At 40.5% G+C, this 20,434-nt stretch carries 14 protein-coding genes; 6 read left to right on the top strand and 8 right to left on the bottom strand.

The window, feature by feature from the left end:
- Window positions 1-282 precede the first annotated feature (282 nt).
- The 6 genes from XPG1_RS00780 to XPG1_RS00805 all read right to left on the bottom strand — a co-directional run bounded on the left by XPG1_RS00780 (window position 283) and on the right by XPG1_RS00805 (window position 10,409).
- Window positions 283-1,899, bottom strand: a complete 1,617-nt coding sequence (locus XPG1_RS00780) for a hypothetical protein (RefSeq protein ID WP_045957391.1) — start codon at window positions 1,897-1,899, stop codon at window positions 283-285.
- A 736-nt stretch (window positions 1,900-2,635) separates the two neighbouring features.
- Entirely contained in the window at window positions 2,636-6,454 is a 3,819-nt protein-coding gene (locus XPG1_RS16905; RefSeq protein ID WP_052708208.1) for an inverse autotransporter beta domain-containing protein, read from the bottom strand.
- A gap of 457 nt (window positions 6,455-6,911) precedes the next feature.
- On the bottom strand, window positions 6,912-7,262 hold the full coding sequence (locus XPG1_RS00790; protein WP_045957392.1) for a hypothetical protein: 351 nt from the start codon (window positions 7,260-7,262) through the stop codon (window positions 6,912-6,914).
- Window positions 7,263-7,277: 15 nt separating this feature from the next.
- On the bottom strand, window positions 7,278-7,889 hold the full coding sequence (locus XPG1_RS00795; RefSeq protein WP_157879408.1) for a hypothetical protein: 612 nt from the start codon (window positions 7,887-7,889) through the stop codon (window positions 7,278-7,280).
- Between the two features lie 15 nt (window positions 7,890-7,904).
- Complete coding sequence (locus tag XPG1_RS00800; protein WP_045957394.1) at window positions 7,905-8,570, bottom strand: hypothetical protein; 666 nt, start codon at window positions 8,568-8,570, stop codon at window positions 7,905-7,907.
- A gap of 234 nt (window positions 8,571-8,804) precedes the next feature.
- Window positions 8,805-10,409, bottom strand: coding sequence for a hypothetical protein (locus tag XPG1_RS00805; RefSeq protein ID WP_045957395.1), 1,605 nt, complete (start codon window positions 10,407-10,409; stop codon window positions 8,805-8,807).
- 366 nt (window positions 10,410-10,775) lie between these two features.
- On the opposite strand from XPG1_RS00805, the gene XPG1_RS18170 reads away from it, so the two are divergent.
- The 5 genes from XPG1_RS18170 to fabY all read left to right on the top strand — a co-directional run bounded on the left by XPG1_RS18170 (window position 10,776) and on the right by fabY (window position 15,604).
- Window positions 10,776-10,946, top strand: coding sequence for a hypothetical protein (locus XPG1_RS18170; RefSeq protein WP_157879409.1), 171 nt, complete (start codon window positions 10,776-10,778; stop codon window positions 10,944-10,946).
- A gap of 231 nt (window positions 10,947-11,177) precedes the next feature.
- Window positions 11,178-13,001: a ribosome-dependent GTPase TypA gene (typA, locus tag XPG1_RS00810; RefSeq protein WP_045957396.1), complete on the top strand. Its 1,824-nt coding sequence runs from the start codon at window positions 11,178-11,180 to the stop codon at window positions 12,999-13,001.
- A 252-nt stretch (window positions 13,002-13,253) separates the two neighbouring features.
- A complete protein-coding gene (gene yihX, locus XPG1_RS00815; protein ID WP_045957397.1) occupies window positions 13,254-13,871 on the top strand; it encodes a glucose-1-phosphatase in 618 nt (205 codons plus the stop codon).
- Window positions 13,872-14,077: 206 nt separating this feature from the next.
- Window positions 14,078-14,515 (top strand): D-aminoacyl-tRNA deacylase, encoded by a 438-nt coding sequence (gene dtd / locus XPG1_RS00820; protein WP_045957398.1) that lies wholly within the window; start codon window positions 14,078-14,080, stop codon window positions 14,513-14,515.
- Between the two features lie 171 nt (window positions 14,516-14,686).
- Window positions 14,687-15,604 carry a fatty acid biosynthesis protein FabY gene (gene fabY, locus XPG1_RS00825; protein WP_045957399.1) on the top strand — a complete coding sequence of 306 codons (918 nt, stop codon included), beginning with the start codon at window positions 14,687-14,689 and terminating at the stop codon, window positions 15,602-15,604.
- Here the strand turns inward: fabY and XPG1_RS00830 are convergent.
- Entirely contained in the window at window positions 15,594-17,393 is a 1,800-nt protein-coding gene (locus XPG1_RS00830) for an AsmA family protein (RefSeq protein WP_045957400.1), read from the bottom strand. The genes fabY and XPG1_RS00830 overlap by 11 nt on opposite strands.
- A gap of 139 nt (window positions 17,394-17,532) precedes the next feature.
- The gene (locus XPG1_RS00835) at window positions 17,533-18,918 is read right to left on the bottom strand and encodes a nucleobase:cation symporter-2 family protein (RefSeq protein ID WP_045957401.1); all 1,386 of its coding nucleotides are present in this window, start codon (window positions 18,916-18,918) and stop codon (window positions 17,533-17,535) included.
- Window positions 18,919-19,161: 243 nt separating this feature from the next.
- Between XPG1_RS00835 and gltS the strand changes: the two genes are divergently transcribed.
- Entirely contained in the window at window positions 19,162-20,376 is a 1,215-nt protein-coding gene (gene gltS, locus XPG1_RS00840) for a sodium/glutamate symporter (RefSeq protein WP_045957402.1), read from the top strand.
- The last annotated feature ends 58 nt before the right edge of the window (window positions 20,377-20,434 follow it).

Below are 20,434 nucleotides of genomic sequence, written 5' to 3' on the forward strand. Positions count from 1 at the left end.
TTCAAATACCTCCTGTTAGCAGGATAGATGGCGTCTTTATCTGGTCATGTCGCATTACGAGTTAATCAGAGATCTCGAGGTTGATTGTTTTTTATGCTGCAAATCGATAAAATTGTTTCGCCACCGATAGACACTTACCTTCCTTTATTGATAATCACTACCGTCAGTTTGCCGTCAGCAAGAAATCAATGGTCTGCCCGTTGATATCAACCACCCGGTAAAATCATTGCTACTGGTCTTTGACTTTAGTACATTTTTATAAAATACCAATGACCAGCTTAATTAATTACCATCATTTTCATCGTCTGTTAGATCCTCTGAGCGGGTATCAATGCCTCCTGCCCAAACTTTCCCATATCTAATATCGCTTCCATGACTAATTTCATAATCAAACCAAATTTTACCCGCACCACCAAAGATATTAACAAGCGTTTTCTTTTCGATATGAAAAATTAAAGAGTAACGCCCTGTGTCCTGATTTTTTGTGATGGGCATAATGTCCTGCCCAATAACCTTTTTGGTATTACGGTTTTCTGCCTGAATATACATATTTAACGTCACTTTAGATCCCAAGGGAGCGTTTGTTTTTGAATTTTTATCCCCAACAATCTCAATAAATAATCCGGTCACTGGCGTGTTTGGATCTTTAGGGTGATTAGATAGATATTTTTTTATACTGTCATAACCGAGGGTAATACCTTGTGGAATAGGAGGATTATTAATCACACCAAGGCTGTTATAAACATGACAAGGGTCATAATCCCTTCCTATTGTTATATTAGGGGAATATTTTGCACCTCCCATATAAGTTACGGGCTCTGGTATGGAAGTTATCGAACCGGCTCCTTTCCCCAGGATAACTATATAGTTAAAGGCACAGGGAGTACCGATTGGAAAAATATCATAAGGTAGTGTATAAAAATATTCACCTAAGCCTAGTTCTGTCTCCGGATCGCCTACAGTAACATAATGACCACTATATTGACGTTTTGCATTTTGTGTATGTCTTTCTTGTGTAAAAAACAGGATATAATCGCCTCTTTTTGCATTCGGATAATCGTAGACTCCCACATAAAAGTTTTGCTGACCCCCTTGGGCAATTAAAGGGCCTGGATATCCTCCTAAGATATTTGGGCCTGGAATCGTTTTCATGAAGTCAGGCATTTCAGTATTAACAATAAAAAGGGGAGAGGTCGCTGGCTCTGACTTACCGACATTTACAATTGAAGATTCTAATTCAAGTACCATGGAATCTGCTTTTTGTGGATAAATGTAAAATTTTACATTGCCATGCTCGTCTGAATTGATGGATAATCCGGTATAATCCCCGATTTTTTGTGGAAGAACTTCAGTTTTATTATCAGAGTCTAAAATCTTACAATATGATAAATTTTCTGGTATTTGTGATCTGATAAAAACAGGCGTATTACCCAGAGGTCTATTCTCTTTATCTAGTAAAAGAGTGGTAACCATTGTTCCTTGCACAGGTTGGCTTGGATTTTCATTGGGTGTATCTAAGAATATATCACTCAACATTAAAGGCAATGTATCCGGGTTTATGGTTCTTGCTGTACCCGTAAAAACGAATGGATCCGCATTAGAAGCGTTTACTGTAATGGTAAATTGTATGGGATCATGTTCTTTTATGATGTTAGGATCACTGCTAACAATTAACTCTGTGCTAACGGTAAATATAGAATCAGAACCTGGCAATAAATTTATGTTATTGTCTGAAAAAGAAATATTTTTCGTTCCTGCTGTTAATATAAAAAATGAGAGAATAGGGTTTATTGCATTTTTTACTTCTAAGGTCATAGTTAAGGTGACAATCTGCCCTATGATAAGATCGGCTTTTTCTGAAATGTTGACTTTCAATATATCTTTTTTAGATGATGGCATATTATTTCTCCATATATGGTTGTGTGTACTATTAAATTTTATATCGCCAGTTAGTTTAATGGATTCATTGCTGATTTAAATGGCTTAATGAACTCCTTCAAACTAAACGCATTAAAATAAAAAATACAATGATAAAATTTTATCACCTGATAACAATAAGTTATTCCTGCAACAATATAATGTATTTAAATATAAAACCGAACTTTTAAATTAATTTCATCCATAAATTGATGACTAAAAATAGTTTCTGTTTGAAGAATGAGTATTAAATATTTTTTAAAGGCTTCCTGTCAGCAAGATAGATAGTTTCTCTATCATTATGGTAACTGTATTATTGTATCATTCTTTGCCGATACCGAAGGGTGAAAGGTGATTTTTTTCACAGTATACCAATTAGCAGGCTCAGCAGTTTGCACGACCAAAAGCTCCTGAAGTTAGCTGTTGAACACTGGAGATCGCTGCACTGTTTTGCCCTGAATCAGGTGATTGAGGGGAGAAACAATATTTGAAAAAAGCGCCTTGCAAGTCAATTGAACTAATTTGTTCTATTGAACACTGTTCTTCATATTCTGCTGATATATTCAGTATTGCCTATTGAAGCTGCTTTGGGGAGGGAACTATGACATTCGTTCATAACGTGGGTACGTATTGCCTTCAATTCTTGCTATGAATAGAGTTATACCTTTTTCAAAGTATAACTCTATTTTGAGGATGTTATTTATATTGAAAAACAGCATTACAATGATTTAACGTCCTGGTTAGTGTAATGATAAGTGCAAATTACGAACCCTATGTCGTTGGGATCCATAGAATAAGTTTCAGTTAGAGGATTAAATATAACAAAATTTGGATATCCTCCACTTGTCAGTTTGTATTTAATGGGTTTTTTAGGATTAAATCTATCTATATCACCTTCATGACCATAAAAAAGACCCCAATCAAAAAGATTGTCAAATTCAGAATCTACTTGATATTCTCCACCTTCTTTCAGAAAGTCCTCAACTCTAGGGGTTATAAAGCCACCATAATTTTCACATTTCGTGTCGTCATTAATTGTATGATAACCTCGATGAGGGGGAGATTTTATACCGTAATTAAAAGAATAAGTAATTGTTTGTTTGATATTGATTCGATAATAATAGGCGTAAATCCTCCCATCTTTTTTTGTCACTTTCGCTGTTATTGTTGCTTTTCCCCATGGCCCAGTAAAAATCATAGGCCCTTTATGATCTTGCCCGAGTTTAACTATATTAGGGAAAAAATTGTTCTGATCAGGATTCAAATCGTAATAAACATCATCGTTACTTTCATCAAAGGGTCCTGAAGTATCTTCTCCTAACTTCCCAATTATTATGTCTGGAATAACATTGGCTGGGTGGTATTCGGTGGTAAAATATCTATATTTTTTGAGGTTATTTTTATTATAAATAAACATGATTGCCTGTTTAGATACAGGTTCAAAACTAACCTGATTAGCAGCATCCTTATCTTTTGGGTTATTACCGGATAATTCATCCGGTATCGTCAATGTTACTGTGACATCATTAACCCCAACATAACTGTCTAATGTTGCATATAAATATCCATCACCATCTGTTTTTAGTGATGTTCTGTCAGGTTTAGGTAAGTATTTATAGTCGATTTGGGTCTGATTGCGTGTCCATTCTACATCACTAAATGCATGATTTGGAATTTTTGCTTGGCCTTTACTTCCTTTTTTTGTAATCAATGCCCTGTACTTGTATTTGTCAGCACCATTACCAAGCAGAGGTTTTTTCTGATCAAAGGGTTGTTCAGTACCGTTGACCTCAACAGCATAAACTTCAACACTGCTAATCTCAAAATCCACTGGTGGAGATTTAAAATTAATTGAATCTACACATTTATGAGTGGTTGGTGATTGAGGAGCATCAACAACAGTCAGACAGATTTTAGCATCGGCAACAGCCGGTTTATCCTTTGTGCTGGTTAATTCTGCGTTTAATATGCCATCAGAGACCGCCTTTACTTCTCCGGCTGGTGATAAAGATAAACCCTCATTGTTTGGATTTGCTGGTGATTCAATATGCCATTTAAAGGGAATATTTGTTCCCGTATAGTGAGTACGGCCATCAGCACCAAATAGGGTTGCTGTAAATTTATATGCTCCCCCGGGGAGAATGGTTCCATTGGGGGTATCTGCGCTTAAGGTCACATCCTGAATTGATGGCCATTTGAAATCTACTTCAGTTTGCGAAGGATTAGAATCATTGATGGACGCTTTTACTGTTATTACTTGTTCCACCGTGCTGGTAAGTGTCATTGTGGCTTTACCATCACTATCAGTTGTCGTGTCCTGCTTGAGCACTTTAGGTGAGTCACCTGAAAGCGTCCAATTAACGTGTAAGCCTTTTCGGTTTTGGCCATCCATACCTTTAATTTCAGCCGTGATTGTAGATTCTTCACCGACCAGTATCGGACCTGAAGGGGTGTGTGTTAATTGAATCTGTGCAGATTTGAAAGAAACGGCTTTGGCTGATTTTTCTGGATGTCCTTCAATCGAAAGCGTCACAATGACATTATCTACCGGCTCAGAACTCTTCAATGTTGCGGTTAATTGACTTTCACTATCGGTTTTATCTCCATTAGGGACTAATTTCAACGTCGAGATCGCTTTATGATTGTGATCCCATTTGATATCGGCGATGGATGTGTTGGGAGGGACTGAATTATTATTTCCATCGAAGACAACCGCTTTATAGGTATAAGTCTGCACCCCATCCGCGGTTAAAGGCTCTGTTAGATTGTCTGGTGAAATTTCTATGGTTTTTATCTGAAAACGTGAAGTATCTTCCCCAAAACTGACCGTGCCCACTTGTGTTTTAGGCATTCCATCCATTTGCAGGAATACTTTTACATCTTTGATCGGCTTGGAACTCATTAAAGCTGCTTGCAATTGTCCTTTATCATTGGTTTGGGTTGTTTTTTCCGGTTTGCCCCACTGTAAGCCTGATTCTTTTTCATCAATTTTCGGTTCAGTTGTCCATTGAACATTGTTAAATTTAACTTGTGCTAAAGGCTGGTTGCCCACGGCATCGTAGGTTATCACAGGGGTAAAGATATATACTTTTTGACCATCAGCAGGTAATGTGTTTGTCGGATTAACTTCTTTTTCTTTTACGACAAATGGTCTGACAATAATGGTGAATATTCCATTGTGAGATGTGTTTTTTGCAGTACTATTTTCAAATATGTTGAAATGAATCGGATAATTATTGGTTTCCCCGTTCCCAAATTGATATGTCGGAAATGTTATGGCGACTTGGTTTCCTTGAGCAACTATTTTTCCGCCATTTTTTATAAACTCTTTATTCTCTTGCAGGTTAATTTTGTTATCAGGCTGATTTGTCACTGATATCGTTTTTTCTTCGTGGCTATAACCGGTTAAAGTAGTTGGTATAGACAGTTGAATAATGGGTTGTTTAATATGATCCAGCACAATATTGTTGTTTCTATCCACCAGATCATAACGGCTGCCTGCCAATGTACGCATTGAAGCCACATTTTCTGGCGATAGTTGCGTACTAAGAGGTACGCCCAATTTATAATTGAAATTAGCTAAAAACTGCGTTTCAGTATGACCACTTTCACCTTGTTTATAATCCACTCCCATTGTTAAAAGTGGGATCGGCGTATAAGTTAAGCCCAATTTAGCCAGACTTGGATTTTTCTGTTTGGTATCACGATTAAATAAGGTAACGTTATCACCGAAATATTGTTCATAGGTGAGTTTAGCGCCCAGATTGGGGTAAGCAGGCAGAAAAAACTCACCGTTAATGTCATATCCATTGGCGGGGCGTTCATGGTAGTCCTTAAAATTTTGTGAATGTTGCCAGTCACTTAAACGATAATAGGTATTCGCTGAGAGTTTAATGTAGTCTCCCCAAATTTCGCCCCCTAATCCCAGACGCTGATTCTGACCGGTTAAATCATGATCATAAAAGGTATTCAGACCATACATCCAGTTTTGATAAAAATAACGTCCGCCCAGCCCCACGTTAATGGTATTCCGGCTGTCTTTGTTTCGATAACCGAATTGAGAGAAAAGCAGCCAGTCCGTTTTATTGTCATAAAGCGGTAGCAATAGCTCTAAGGCGTTATTTTCCAGGGTTCCTTTTTTATCCAGACCAAAATTGATTCTGGCAGTACCAAACTGCGATAACCATTTTTGTACTTCAGAAGTGATGGTGCTGTTGAATTTACCTAAAGCATAGGATTTAGCTTGCTCAGTCAAATCTGCAGGGGAAGATGATAGAATATTGCCGACAGTTTGAAGATTTCTGGCGATGAAATGCGGCGTACCATATTTTGAGGTCTCATTGGTATTGTCATGAATTCTTTTTTTACTTGATTCATTAACAAAAAGATCTACGTTATCTTTATTATTTTCTGCTTTGGTGTATATGCCGCCAGTAGTTAAATGATCCTCGGCAAAGGCATTCATTAGCGTAGAAGGCAGCAGTAACGCATAAATAAAAATAAAAAAACCAATGATATTACGAATATATGATGACATATATTAGTACCCCAAACACATCCAATTATCGTTAATAGTCTGATTCTTTTGCTGATTCAGTAAAAAAGAACAGACTATCCCCCTGATCTCCCATATTAGAAAGTATTTTTACTATTTTCATGAAGGATAGTTATCAGACGATAATTAAAAGTTATTATGTAAGGCACGATGGTGTGTTTTACGTCAGCTTGATAGATGTATTCCAGTTGAACAGTCCAATTGCCGGATAAGTAGATAAAGCATTTTTTATCAATTGGATGCAGTCAGTTCATCAATTGACTCAAAGGGGAGTTAATTGCCATTGATGGCAACGTATTATGTGGCTTGTATCATCGTGAAGACCCTCTATCTGGTAAGCGTTTATGCTAGCGCCAACAAACGGGTTCCTTGGTCAGGACACAATTAAAGTCTATTCCGTTAGACTTTCATCGACAATGTGAATAAATTTACCATTATTTTAAATGGTTGCATTTGGTTCAAAACAAGGCATTGTTGTATTGACCCTCGTGTCAACTAAACCTTTCCAAACCTTTCCATGCTTTATATTACCCCCAATAGACACTTCATAATCAAATTGAATAGTGCCTGGCGTTCCTGCAGGATAGTTAATTAGGTCACTGCAAGGTATATGCGTCATTATATACTTTGTATTAGTCTTAGCATCGATATATGGTGCTTTGTTTGGTTGGTAGGATTGCTTAAACTTGCCGGTATTATCTTTCCCACCATCGGATGTAGCTATATATACGGTTAATTTTGTTACTATAGCATTTAATGGCACGGCACTTTTATCTGTATCAGATTGCATTATTGCATTATTGCATTATTGCATTATTGCAATATTCAAACCTGTTCTTGAACCTGCGGGTTCTGAGCTATTTGGATAATACTTGAGGTTGTCATAATTAACATAAGTACCTGCCGGTACTGACTCCCCTAAAGCAGGGCCAAGGCTGGTATAAACTATACATGGATAATAATCTCTTACAACGTCTGGGTCTGGCTTAGGATTTGCTCCTCCCTGATAAGTTAATGGTTTAGGAATTGAAACTTCTATAGTCCCATTTTTCAAGATGACAATATACTTAAATAAGACAAATTTACCACGTGGAAACATATCATAAGGTAATTTAATATTATAATGACCTAAATCTTTATCAGGGTCTTGGATTACCAGAGTATGTTCGGTCCTTTGTGTGCCGATATAGAAGACTATTATATCGCCTTCTTGTGCATTGTCATATTTTGTTAATTTAACCCAAAAATGATCATCACCATCAGAAATTAAGTCCCCTGACTCAAAACCGTCAATATCTGGCCACCGTAGATAATCCAGCGATATGATGTTAGAACCGATAGTGTAAACAGGTGTGGTGGCAGGTATAGGATAGAAAGTAGATTCTTGGCCTTCAATCACAGAAGATAAATGAAGCACTGTTGGTACAAGTTCTCATGAATAAAGATAAAATGCGACATTTCCACTGCTATCTGAGTTGATATAGAGTTTATCAACACCTTTATCTATTGTTGGTGTAACGACCTGATTAGATGTGGAATCAAAGATTAGAAATTTATTTAAGTTACCGGCTACATTATCAGTGATTAATACAGGAACACCTGATAATGGCTGGTGATCCGAACCTTTTATGACAGTATGTACTTTTGTACAGTAAGTAGAGCCTGGTTTGGCAGGACAAGGTCCACCTGTTGCAGTAGGTGGTGTCGATGGCAAATCCAGATATTTGTTGTCAACAGTAAGTATTAATGTTTCAGGATCAATGTCTTTTGGTGTGCATTGAAATGACACAGGTTCAAAACCAGGTACGTTTGTACTAACGGTAAATATTATTTTATCACCCGGTGGTATCTTACTATTAACGGATAGCCTAACAGTTATAGTTGCAGATAGTTTATTTTCATCGAAAGTTAAAGCAATATCCCTATTGAGGGTAACAATATTTTTTAGATTGCTAAACGTTATTATAGGTATAGCCATTGTGATCGCTGTTGTTGATTTTAATGTGATAGTTAATGGAAAAGATTGCCCTTTTATTAAATCGGCATCCAGGTTTAAAGAAAAATCCATTTTTTTTGTTTCTATTGATTGTTTATTCATGCAATCACCTCAAGTTTTTAGATGTATCAATTAATATGTAATTATAGGTTGAGGTAGGTTAAGTGCTTTAAAATGATATTTCCAATAAAAATAAGTTATTATTTGATAACTTATTTGTTTTGAATTTAAATTTATGACGTAACAGGAGTCAATCTGCTATCCAAATAAGTAAGTGCACCATCGTTATTTTGGAAGATTCAGGTTACCATTTGTATGATAACCTGAATATATCAATTAATTATTATCGTCGTCAGGTGCATTCGCAGGAACAGTTTCAATTTCTGCTGACCAAATTTTGCTATATGATTTTTTCCCTTTATATGTAAACTCATAGGTAAACTTGATATTTCCCATTTCAATGTCATCAATAGATTGAATATTATAGAGATCATCGTAAGGAATATGAATTTCTGCATATAAGGTATCATCCTTTTGCTTTTTGACTTCAGTTGGTGGGTATGAGATAATTTTATTAACATTTCCCGAGTTAATGTATGATGTTAAGGTTACTTGAGTACCTACTGGCACCCTACCTTCTGTAGGATCGTCAGTTCCCAATATTTGAATAAATAATCCAGTTCCTTCACCACCTGGATACTGAGTTATAGAATCTAAGTTGACTATAGTATGGTTTGGTATAATTGTATGCTGGGAGATTCCAAGACTGGTATAAACAATACAAGCTTGGTAATCCCTGTTTACTCTTTCGTCAGGGATATATGGTGTTCCTCCCATATAAGTTAATGGCAGAGACATGGATGTTAATGAATCACCTGATATTCTGACGATAACATAAGAAAAATGAGATAAAACTCCATATTCAAATATTTGATAAGGGACATGGATGCTGGGCGTTCCTATATCATTTTGTATATCTTCAATCGTTTTAGAATAACCCGAATATTTAGCATTACCATCCCCCTTCGCTACGAGAAAGAAAACAACATCACCAGCTTTTGGCTTGCTATATTCACCTATTGTAACAAGAAAATTTTTCTGGCCATCAGAAGTTAAATTGCCGGGAGGGTAATACCCCACAATACTTGGAAATCGGGTGGAATGTTCAAAATCGACAGGCGGGCCGCCATAAATTGCATAAATAGGCTGAGAATAACCCTGCTGATAAATGCCTGGAATAGTAGACACTAACTGTATTCTTCCTGACAATAATTTTTGTGCATGAATATTAAAATAGACTTTCCCTTCGGAATCTGAATGTAATAAAAGACCTGTTTGATAATTAAGTGTAATAATAGGTATAGGATTTTGATCATTAGCATCAAAATAATCAAAGAGTTTTATCTTGCTTTCCTGCATTGATGATATAAATATAGGCACATCAGACAGGGCATTTTTATTTTTTTTGTCATGTATGACAGTGTGTACTGCGGTTTTTGAATCACTTTCTGGATCAGTATTAGAGTATGGCGATGTTAAATATACATTATCAACAATGAGATTTAATGTGTCATAGTCAATATCCTTCGCCTGACGTCGATATTGACGATCGATGAAACCGTCAACGGATTTTGCACTAATATCAAATGTAATATCTTCTCCATAATTTGTGGTGCTTTCAACAGAAAATAGAATGGTGACTGAAGCACTTTTATTATCCGGGCTGTTTATAAGAGGAATGCTAACAGATGAATTGATTGGGATATAGTCTTTAATATGAATGTTTTTTGATATATTATTAATTATAATAGATGCTGTAGGATCTATAAGTGATGTTGACGTTATTTTAATGGTTAGTGGGAATGTTTGCCCAATGATAAGATCTCCATTTTCCCCTAAAGAATATGTTACGTTTGTTTGTGATTGTGCTGTTCCGTCCATTTCAAACCTCATAGATAAAATAGTTAATATTTCATTATGTGTATTTTTATGATAAATATATCGGATTTTTTCTATCTATTATTTTTTGTAAAGGTGGCTTTTTCGTTCCATACCAGATATTTCAGTGCATAGAATATTATTCAAATATGATGAAATATAATGATAAATAGTTATCACTCGATGAAAAAATGTTATCAGGATATTTATTGAATATAATGACTATAAATTCAGGCATATAAATATATATAATCACATATTAAAGAGTTACCTGAACCTTAGATTTGTTATTCAATAAATTTTGTCGTTCAGTGTCAGCCACTACATGTGGTCGGCATAAATACGCCAATAAAATATTGGCAAATTGGTTTGACAGTACCAGAATTGCGTCGGATGGTTTTGCCGGGTTATCCCGATATGGTGTCATATGTCAACAAACTGACCATTGACATCAATTTAATTACCAAATCATGTTGGTCGCCGTTGACGAAAAAGCATGACTTTTTCGGATGGGATGAAATTATCCGTTTGAAAGCATAACATCCTATTTTTATTGTGAAAATTTCGTTTCTGACTTGTCCGTCCGGTCGGCAATCCAACCCCCCCATTCCCCCGACAAACAAACTTTCAGAGTGATGCACCTCACATTTATTTCACTCTCTAGCCATAACGTGTAAAATAGCAGCATATTTGTATTAGATGAATGTAACGGCATTCTGCTACGCAACATTTATATAATATTCTTTCAAATAGCTAAAACGGTAAAAATACTTGTCAATTAATAACTTAAGAAATATCGCCATTATCGCTCACGTCGACCATGGTAAAACCACGCTGGTTGATAAACTCCTGCAACAGTCAGGAACTTTTGATGAGCGTGCGACAACGACTGAACGTGTGATGGATTCCAACGATCTGGAAAAAGAGCGTGGCATCACCATTCTTGCGAAAAACACCGCCATCAAGTGGAATGATTACCGTATCAATATCGTAGATACCCCGGGTCACGCCGACTTTGGCGGTGAAGTTGAACGTGTAATGTCAATGGTAGACAGTGTTTTGCTGCTGGTTGATGCGATGGATGGCCCCATGCCACAGACTCGCTTCGTTACTCAGAAAGCGTTTGCTCACGGTTTAAAACCGATCGTTGTTATCAACAAAGTTGACCGTCCGGGTGCCCGCCCTGATTGGGTTGTGGATCAAGTATTCGACTTGTTCGTCAACCTGGGCGCAACCGATGAACAGCTTGATTTCCCAATCATTTATGCTTCTGCACTGATGGGGATCGCAGGTAAAGAGCATACCGAAATGGCCGAAGATATGACGCCGTTATATCAGGCTATTATTGAACATGTTGAGCCACCTAAAGTTGACCTTGAAGGCTCATTCCAGATGCAAATTTCACAGCTGGATTACAACAACTATGTGGGTGTGATTGGTATTGGTCGTATCAAACGCGGTACGGTAAAACCAAACCAGAACATTACTATTATCGATAGCGAAGGCAAAACCCGTAACGGTAAAGTCGGTAAAGTCTTCAGCCACCTGGGACTGGATCGTATCGAGTCAGATAAAGCAGAAGCCGGCGATATCATCGCAATTACGGGTCTGGGTGATTTGAACATCTCCGATACCCTGTGTGAAGTTAATGCGGTTGAAGCATTGCCAGCACTGGCCGTTGATGAACCAACCGTCAGTATGTACTTCTGTGTTAATACCTCTCCATTCTGTGGCCGTGAAGGTAAATACGTCACTTCCCGCCAGATCCTTGATCGCCTGAAAAAAGAGCTGGTTCATAACGTTGCATTACGTGTTGAAGAAACTGAAGATCCAGACGCATTCCGTGTATCTGGTCGTGGTGAGCTGCACTTGTCTGTTCTGATTGAGAACATGCGTCGTGAAGGTTTCGAACTGGGGGTTTCCCGTCCAAAAGTGATTTTCCGCGAAATTGATGGCCGCAAACAAGAGCCATTTGAGCAGGTCACTTTGGATATCGAAGAGCAGCATCAGGGTGATGTGATGCAGGCTCTGGGTGAGCGTAAAGGTGATATGCGTGACATGCTGCCAGATGGCAAAGGCCGCGTTCGTCTGGATTACGTTATTCCAAGCCGTGGTTTGATTGGCTTCCGTACTGAATTTATGACCATGACTTCCGGTACGGGTCTGCTGTATGCAACATTCAGCCACTATGATGACATCCGTCCGGGTGAGATTGGTCGCCGTCAGAATGGGGTATTGATTTCCAACGGTCAGGGCAAAGCGGTTGCTTATGCACTGTATAGTTTGCAGGAACGCGGTAAATTGTTCCTCGGTCACGGTACTGAAGTGTATGAAGGCCAGATCATCGGTATTCACTCACGTTCGAACGACCTGACAGTGAACTGTCTGACGGGTAAAAAACTGACTAACGTGCGTGCGTCAGGAACGGATGAAGCAACAACCCTGTCCCCACATATTAAGAAAACCCTGGAGCAGGCTCTGGAGTTTATCGATGATGATGAATTGGTCGAAGTGACGCCACAGTCAATTCGCCTGCGTAAACGTCATCTGACTGAAAATGATCGTCGTCGCGCAAATCGTAACAAAGAAATTTAATTTCTGCGTGATGTTTTACCTGATGGCAGATTGATGTTGACGAGCTTAGGGTACTTCGGTGCCCTGAGTTTTTTTATGCGATCCCTGCCGTAATTTTATTATCCCGCCTTGAATTTCTGTTAGAACAGTCAGTTATACATTCAACAATAGATCATCAGTAACGTGATCCGCTTATTTTTTGTCTTCTCCTCCTTTTTTCTTCACAAAATTATGATAAAAGTACTAAATAGTGCGCGTTAGTCAGGAGGGGTTATGCTGTATATTTTCGATATGGGTAACGTGATTATTGATATTGATTTTAAAAGAGCGCTCGCCGTTTGGAGTAATCTGAGTGGGACACCGCTGGCAATGCTGACCGCGAAATTTTCATTAGGGGATACTTTTGAAAAACATGAGTGCGGGCAAATCAGTGATGCTGAATTTGTAGAAAGAATGTGTGATGAAATGGATGTTTCACTCAGTTTTGAGCAATTTGCGGAAGGCTGGCATGCAATATTTATTGATGTCAGGAAAGACGTGATTGATTTAATGAACCAGTTGCGTGCCCAAGGGCATCGTGTGGTTATTTTGTCAAATACGAACCGTCTGCATTTTGAGTATTGGTCAGTGCATTATCCTGTAATTGCAGCATCCGCAGATTGTCTTTATTTATCTCAAGCATTGGGAATGCGTAAACCGGATCCTGATATTTTTAAATATGTGCTTGCAGCAGAAGGTGTCACTGCGGATCAGTCCATATTCTTTGATGATATTTTAGAACACGTTGAAGCAGCGAAAAAATCAGGTATCCATGCAATTCATGTGGCTGACCGACGTGTCATCCCGGATTATTTTAAGACACATGATTTCTCAATTCCCTCAAAAAATTAACGCATTTCCTTGCCGGGATTTCAGCCGTGGGCAAGGGAAGCCGTTTTGTGGTTGCTGCATAATTTATCGCTATTGATACCTCCGGTAGATTTCAATTGTAGCCAGCAGAACAACATCATATACATGGATTTCGTATCTGTGATTTTCTATCTGATACAGATAGTTAAACCGAATACCGATGACTAAACAGATAACAGGCAAGAAAAATGATCGCATTGATTCAGCGGGTAACACAGGCAAAGGTAGTTGTTGAAGGTGAGACGATTGGCGAAATTGGGCAAGGGCTGCTGGTGTTACTGGGGGTTGAAAAAGACGACACGCCGCAGAAAGCGCAGCGTTTATGCGACAAGGTGATGGGATATCGGGTATTTAGTGATGAACTGGGAAAAATGAACCTGAATGTTCAGCAGGCCGAAGGGAGCTTGTTGGTTGTCTCCCAATTTACATTGGCGGCGGATACACAGAAAGGCTTAAGACCCGGCTTTTCTGGTGGTGCTGAACCGCAAAAAGCCGATGAACTTTATCGCTATTTTGTTGAACAGTGCCGTAAAACAGGTGTAAAAACAGACATGGGAAAATTTGCAGCCGATATGAAGGTCAGTTTAACCAATGACGGGCCAGTGACGTTCTGGTTGCAAGTATGAGCGGGATGAAAGATGACAACGACGTGATTGTTCATCATAAGACCGCCTTTCAGTACGATACCGTTAAGACCATGCTTTTAACATAATGCATTGAAAAAAATAAAATAAACCATAGCGTGCTGCATACGTTTCCCTGACGACACAATCACGACAAGAGAAGGGGCTGTATTTATGTACCATCTGAGAGTACCTCAAACAGAACAAGAGCTGGAAACCTATTACCAATTTCGTTGGGAGATGTTGCGTAAGCCGCTCCATCAGCCCATTGGATCAGAAAAGGATGGTTACGATTCGATGGCTCATCATCAAATGGTGGTGGATGAATATGGTAAGCCGCTTGCTGTTGGGCGTTTATATATCAATGCGGACAATGAAGGCGCTATCCGTTTTCTGGCTGTCCATCACAATGTGCAGCGAAAAGGATTGGGAACACTGATTGCGATGGCACTGGAGTCTGTCGCCCGGCAGGAAGGTGTGAAACGCATTGTTTGTAGCGCACGGGAAGAAGCCGTTAATTTCTTCGACAAATTGGGTTTTCAAAATCGGGGATTGATCAATGGGGCGAAAACGTCACAGATTAATCATTATCTCATGTTTAAACCGATCATGAGCCTTGATGATATCTTGCACCGCCCTGATTGGTGCGCAGAGTTGCAACAAGCCTGGTATAAGCAAATTCCGTTAAGTGAAAAGATGGGGCTGCGGATCGTCCAATATACCGGGCAACGTTTTATCACCACGATGCCAGAAGCAGGAAACCAGAATCCCCACCAGACGATTTTCGCCGGTAGTTTATTTTCTCAGGCCACATTAACGGCATGGGGATTGATTTGGTTGTTGCTACAGGAGCGCCAATTGGGGGGGGATATCATTTTGGTCGATGCCAATATTCGTTATCGGCAGCCGATTACCGGGCGTCCCAGTGCAACGGCAGATTTTAATAACATGAGCGGCGATCTTGCCCGTCTTGCCCGTGGCAACAAAGCGCGGGTAAAAGTGGAAGTGCAGGTCAGCGGTGAACACGGCGTAGGTAGCGTGTTCACCGGTACTTATATTGTCCTGCCTCCCGAGCGTTTTGCTACAACCTGATTTTGGCGCAGGTTTGCTTCTCTCCGGTTTGATGTTCCTCGGTGTGAGGGGCTGTTGTTGCGTGATGAGCTTCAGGGTTATCGACGGAAGAAGGTGTGGTTGGAATACAGCGACTCGTTGAGATCAAGCCTTGCTCAATAGATTGTGATTCTTTTTCTGATGATGTGTTTTCTGCCACTAATGTGCCGTTAATGGTTTCTTTCACATTGTCAGCAGAGAGATCCCCCGTAATGGCGAGTGAAAAATTGCCCTCTCCCTGCATATTGAGTGGCACCCAACCCCATTGTGGCAAGATCCTGAAATCCGCATTCATCCCTTTGAAACTAAGATGAAAAGGCATTTGAGTGGTGTGCTGTTCAATGGTGCCTGTCGCTTGCAGTAGCCCTTCACCGGTAAAGCTATTCAATTTATTAATGCTGATTTTGTTATCCATGGCATGGAGTTGCAGATAAGGGCGGGCGACTTCGATTTTGTTAAATGTCCCTGCGGCCGCTTGCAGAGAAGCCTGGCCATGCCATAATCCCCATTGGCCATTTTTTAAGATATCCATATTGTCAATGTGCGCAGTCAGGGTTGTGAGCTGGAACGGGAAATCAGGATTGGTATCAATCAGTAGCGTATTATTGATATTAATATCATGAAGTTTTAGACCTGAAATCCATTCCGGCGCCGGTTGTTTGATCGCATTGAGCCATGTGGACGGCAGCACATAAAGTAGACCCGTCACAGAGCTGTTTTTAAGGGTCAGCAGCCGATTTTTACGATCCCATTCAGACTGGATATTGAACAAGCCTTTTTGATAATGGGTGGTCAGGTTATCAATAGCGAAAATGTCCCCTGAAAAACGGAATTTTCCAAGCGTGTCGCTGAACAGTTCATTGTCCAGCGTCATGTTCATCACATTGAAGTCAATCAATCCATCGTTGGTCTCCCAGCTGCCATTGACCAATCCCAGATTTTTCATGGTGCTGCTCAGATAATCGACAGACCAGTTTTGTCCTTGCAGCTTGGCATTGGTGATGTTGAGATCGTTGACATATGTTGCCGGAAGCTGGCTGATTTTTTTCTTTAACTCGCTTAGCGTCATCGGCGTTTGCCAGCGAATGTCACTGATCAGAAGATTATTCCAATGCCAGCTATTGTCGGGTCGTTGTTGCCCATTACCCGACAGGAAGCCGCGCAAAAATGTTGCGCCGAAAGAGTCGATAGTGAGTGTTTGATTCTGATAATGGCCCTGTATTACCAAATTTTCAACCGGGATACCGTTGAAACGGAATGTACTGGCGCTGAATTGATATTTTCCATGCCCAAACACGTTACCCACATCAGGAGACCAGGGCGTCATTCCACCCGTGATATTTTCTCCCTGAATGTGCGTATTGGCATTATCTAGCTGAACGTTCATCTGGTTCAGTTGCAGAATATCCGCCTGTAAGGGGAAAGGAAATGAGGCGCCGGACAATGTCACCGCGCCTTGTTGCAATGTCAGCCGGTGGAGGTTGTTGAGAGACAGTAAATGCGGCCATTTGAAATCGAGAGAAATGGTTTCGGCGGTGAGAGAGAAAGGCCCCTGTGTGTCACGAATATCAACATGATTAACGATTAAGGTCGCCGGTTGTAACCAGCTATGGCTGATGCTGTCGATGCTGACTTGATAATGCCCTTGTTTGTTGAGCCATTGGCTTAACTGTTTGGCTCCCCAATGCGTCTGAATAACCGCATAGATAACGATGATTGCTAAAACCAGCAATAATAGAAGAGCAACAAACGATTTCCCTAACCACCTCATTATTTCACCTCAGCTTAACCTTCCAATAGAAACTCTTTTATGCCGTAAAACGGGTTGTCACTCAATAGGTGATTCAGATAAAACATGATTTATCCCTCCTGCGGATAACGCCGGAGGGAAAATGCAGATAAAATAAAGGTTATTTTTCCTGAGGGAAAATCAGGTTGAGTAGAATAGCCGTCAGTCCCCCTGCGGCAATGCCTGAAGAGAGTAAATTTTTCACCCAATCAGGGGCAAACTGCAAAATCAGCGGTTGTTGAGAGACGCCTAACCCAACGGCCAGAGACAGTGCGATAATCATAATAGAACGGCGATTAAGTGGCTCACGGGAAACGATTCTGACGCCAGAGGCCGCGATGGTGCCAAACATCACAATCGTTGCGCCTCCCAGAACGGGTTCGGGAATATGCTGAACAAAACCCGCTACGGCGGGGAACAATCCTAATATCATCAACATCGAAGCAATAATATAACCCACATAGCGGCTGGCAACGCCAGTAAGCTGGATCACACCATTGTTCTGACCAAAACAAGAATTCGGAAACGTGTTGAACACCGCGGAAACCATGGAGTTGAGACCGTTTGCCAGCACGCCACCCTTGAGACGTTTCATATAGAGAGGGCCGCTGACAGGCTGCCCGGAGACATCCGACGTTGCTGTAATATCGCCAATTGTTTCCAGCGAGGTCACCATAAAAATTAGAATAAGTGGGATTAACAGATGCCAATCAAAAGACAGTCCATAATAAAATGGGGATGGAATCGACATGATTGGCCTCTCTTCTTTGGGGGCTGAGAGGGGTAGCATATCCATGTACCAGGCCACTAGATAACCGACTGCCATGGCAATCACCAGGGAGGCGATGCGCAGATAAGGGTTATTTTGGCGATTGAGCAACACGATCACACCAAGAACAATCCCCGCTAACAGTAAGTTTTCGGGGGCGCCGAATGTACCGTTCTGAATAGCAGAATAACCGCCGCCTATTGACGTTAATCCAACTTGAATTAACGACAAGCCAATAATCATCACCACGATCCCGGAGACTAAAGGGGTAATAATCCGTCTTGCTAAATGCAGTACACGTGAGAGTAGCACTTCTGTCGTTGAAGCGAGCATCAGCGTGCCGAATAAGGTTGCCATCATGGTTGGAATATCAGCTCCCCCATTTTTCAATGCCAGCCCCCCCATGATAAGTGGAGCGACAAAATTAAAACTGGTGCCCTGAATTGAAAGCAAGCCTGAGCCAATTGGCCCCCAGGAGCGAATTTGAATCAGTGATGCTAAGCCAGAGGCAAACAGGGACATACTGATAATACGTTGAGTATCTTGTTCAGGCAGTCCTAACGCCTGACAAATCAACATCGCTGGCGTAATGACGGCCACAAACATGGCCAGTAAATGTTGGCAAGCCGCAAATATGGCATGTGGTAGTGGGGGTTTTGCTTCCAGTTGATAGATAAGTTCATTGTCTGATGGATGAGGCACATCGAATGAATCGGATTCACGGGGTAAATTGACCATGTTGTGAAATTCCAGATGGACAAAAAAGAGCGATTTTAATGATCTGCACAATTAAAGCAATCGTTTGCGTTGAATTTTCATAATAGAACAGAACTTTATTGAGTCACATTTTTAAACGTTTTAACTTGTGTTTATGAGCGAATTTCTTTCTAATCCAACCCTTACCTGCTCTTGGCGTTCTTATAGGATGATTATAACGTCACATTGACTTTACATAATTTTAACAATATATGAGGTACATGAATGTATCATCTGGATATTTATGGCACGCTTGTTGCTGCCACACTGGTTTTGTTACTAGGAAGAAAGCTCGTAAAATCAGTCCCATTCCTTAAAAAATATACGATCCCTGAGCCGGTCGCAGGTGGATTACTCGTTGCTTTCGTTTTATTGGCGATGAAACAATCCATGGGTTGGGAAGTCAGTTTTGACTTATCCCTCCAGGTACCCCTCATGTTAATGTTCTTTGCCACAATTGGCCTGAACGCTAACCTTGCCAGCCTGAAAGCAGGCGGAAAATTTTTGGTTATTTTTGTTTTCGTGGTGGTTGGCCTGTTATTGGTACAAAACACCGTGGGTATCGCATTGGCGAAAATGCTTGGCCTTGACCCGTTGATGGGATTGCTGGCAGGTTCCATTACCCTTTCGGGTGGACATGGAACCGGAGCGGCCTGGGGCAAAGTATTTGCAGAGCGTTATGGCTTTGAAAATGCGACAGAGGTAGCGATGGCATGTGCGACATTCGGCCTGGTATTGGGTGGGCTGATTGGCGGCCCGGTTGCCCGGTTACTGGTAAAAAATACCCAAACACCCGGATTGGAAGTCGAAGAAAATGAGATCCCAACAGCATTTGAGAAGCCTTATACTGGCCGGCTTATCACGCCATTAGTGATGCTGGAAACCATTGCCATGATCTCCATTTGTTTGTTGGTGGGACGTTTTATTGAGAATCAGCTAGAAGGCACGAGTTTTGAATTACCAACCTTTGTCTGTGTTCTGTTTGTGGGTGTGATTCTCAGTAATGGGCTGTCCTTCCTGGGTTTTTATCGGGTATTTGACAGAGCGGTTTCGGTTTTGGGGAACGTCAGTTTGTCGTTGTTCCTGGCTATGGCATTGATGAGCCTGAAATTGTGGCAGTTGGCTTCCCTTGCGCTGCCTATGTTAATCATCCTTACCGTGCAGACGGTGGTGATGGCTTTATATGCTATTTTTGTCACTTACCGCATTATGGGCAAAAATTTTGATGCCGCCGTCTTGTCAGCCGGTCACTGTGGTTTTGGCCTGGGAGCAACGCCAACGGCTATCGCTAATATGCAAGCGATTACTGACCGTTTTGGGCCATCGCATGTGGCATTCTTACTCGTGCCAATGGTGGGCGCGTTCTTTATTGATATCGTGAATGCGGCTGTCATCAAATTGTATTTGTTGCTGCCCATATTTCCAACGATAGCTGGTTAGCGAATTCATAACTAACTTGTTGATCTATTGACGATATGCCGCTGACATGTTCAGCGGC

The organism is Xenorhabdus poinarii G6 (assembly GCF_000968175.1).
Classification (GTDB): domain Bacteria; phylum Pseudomonadota; class Gammaproteobacteria; order Enterobacterales; family Enterobacteriaceae; genus Xenorhabdus; species Xenorhabdus poinarii.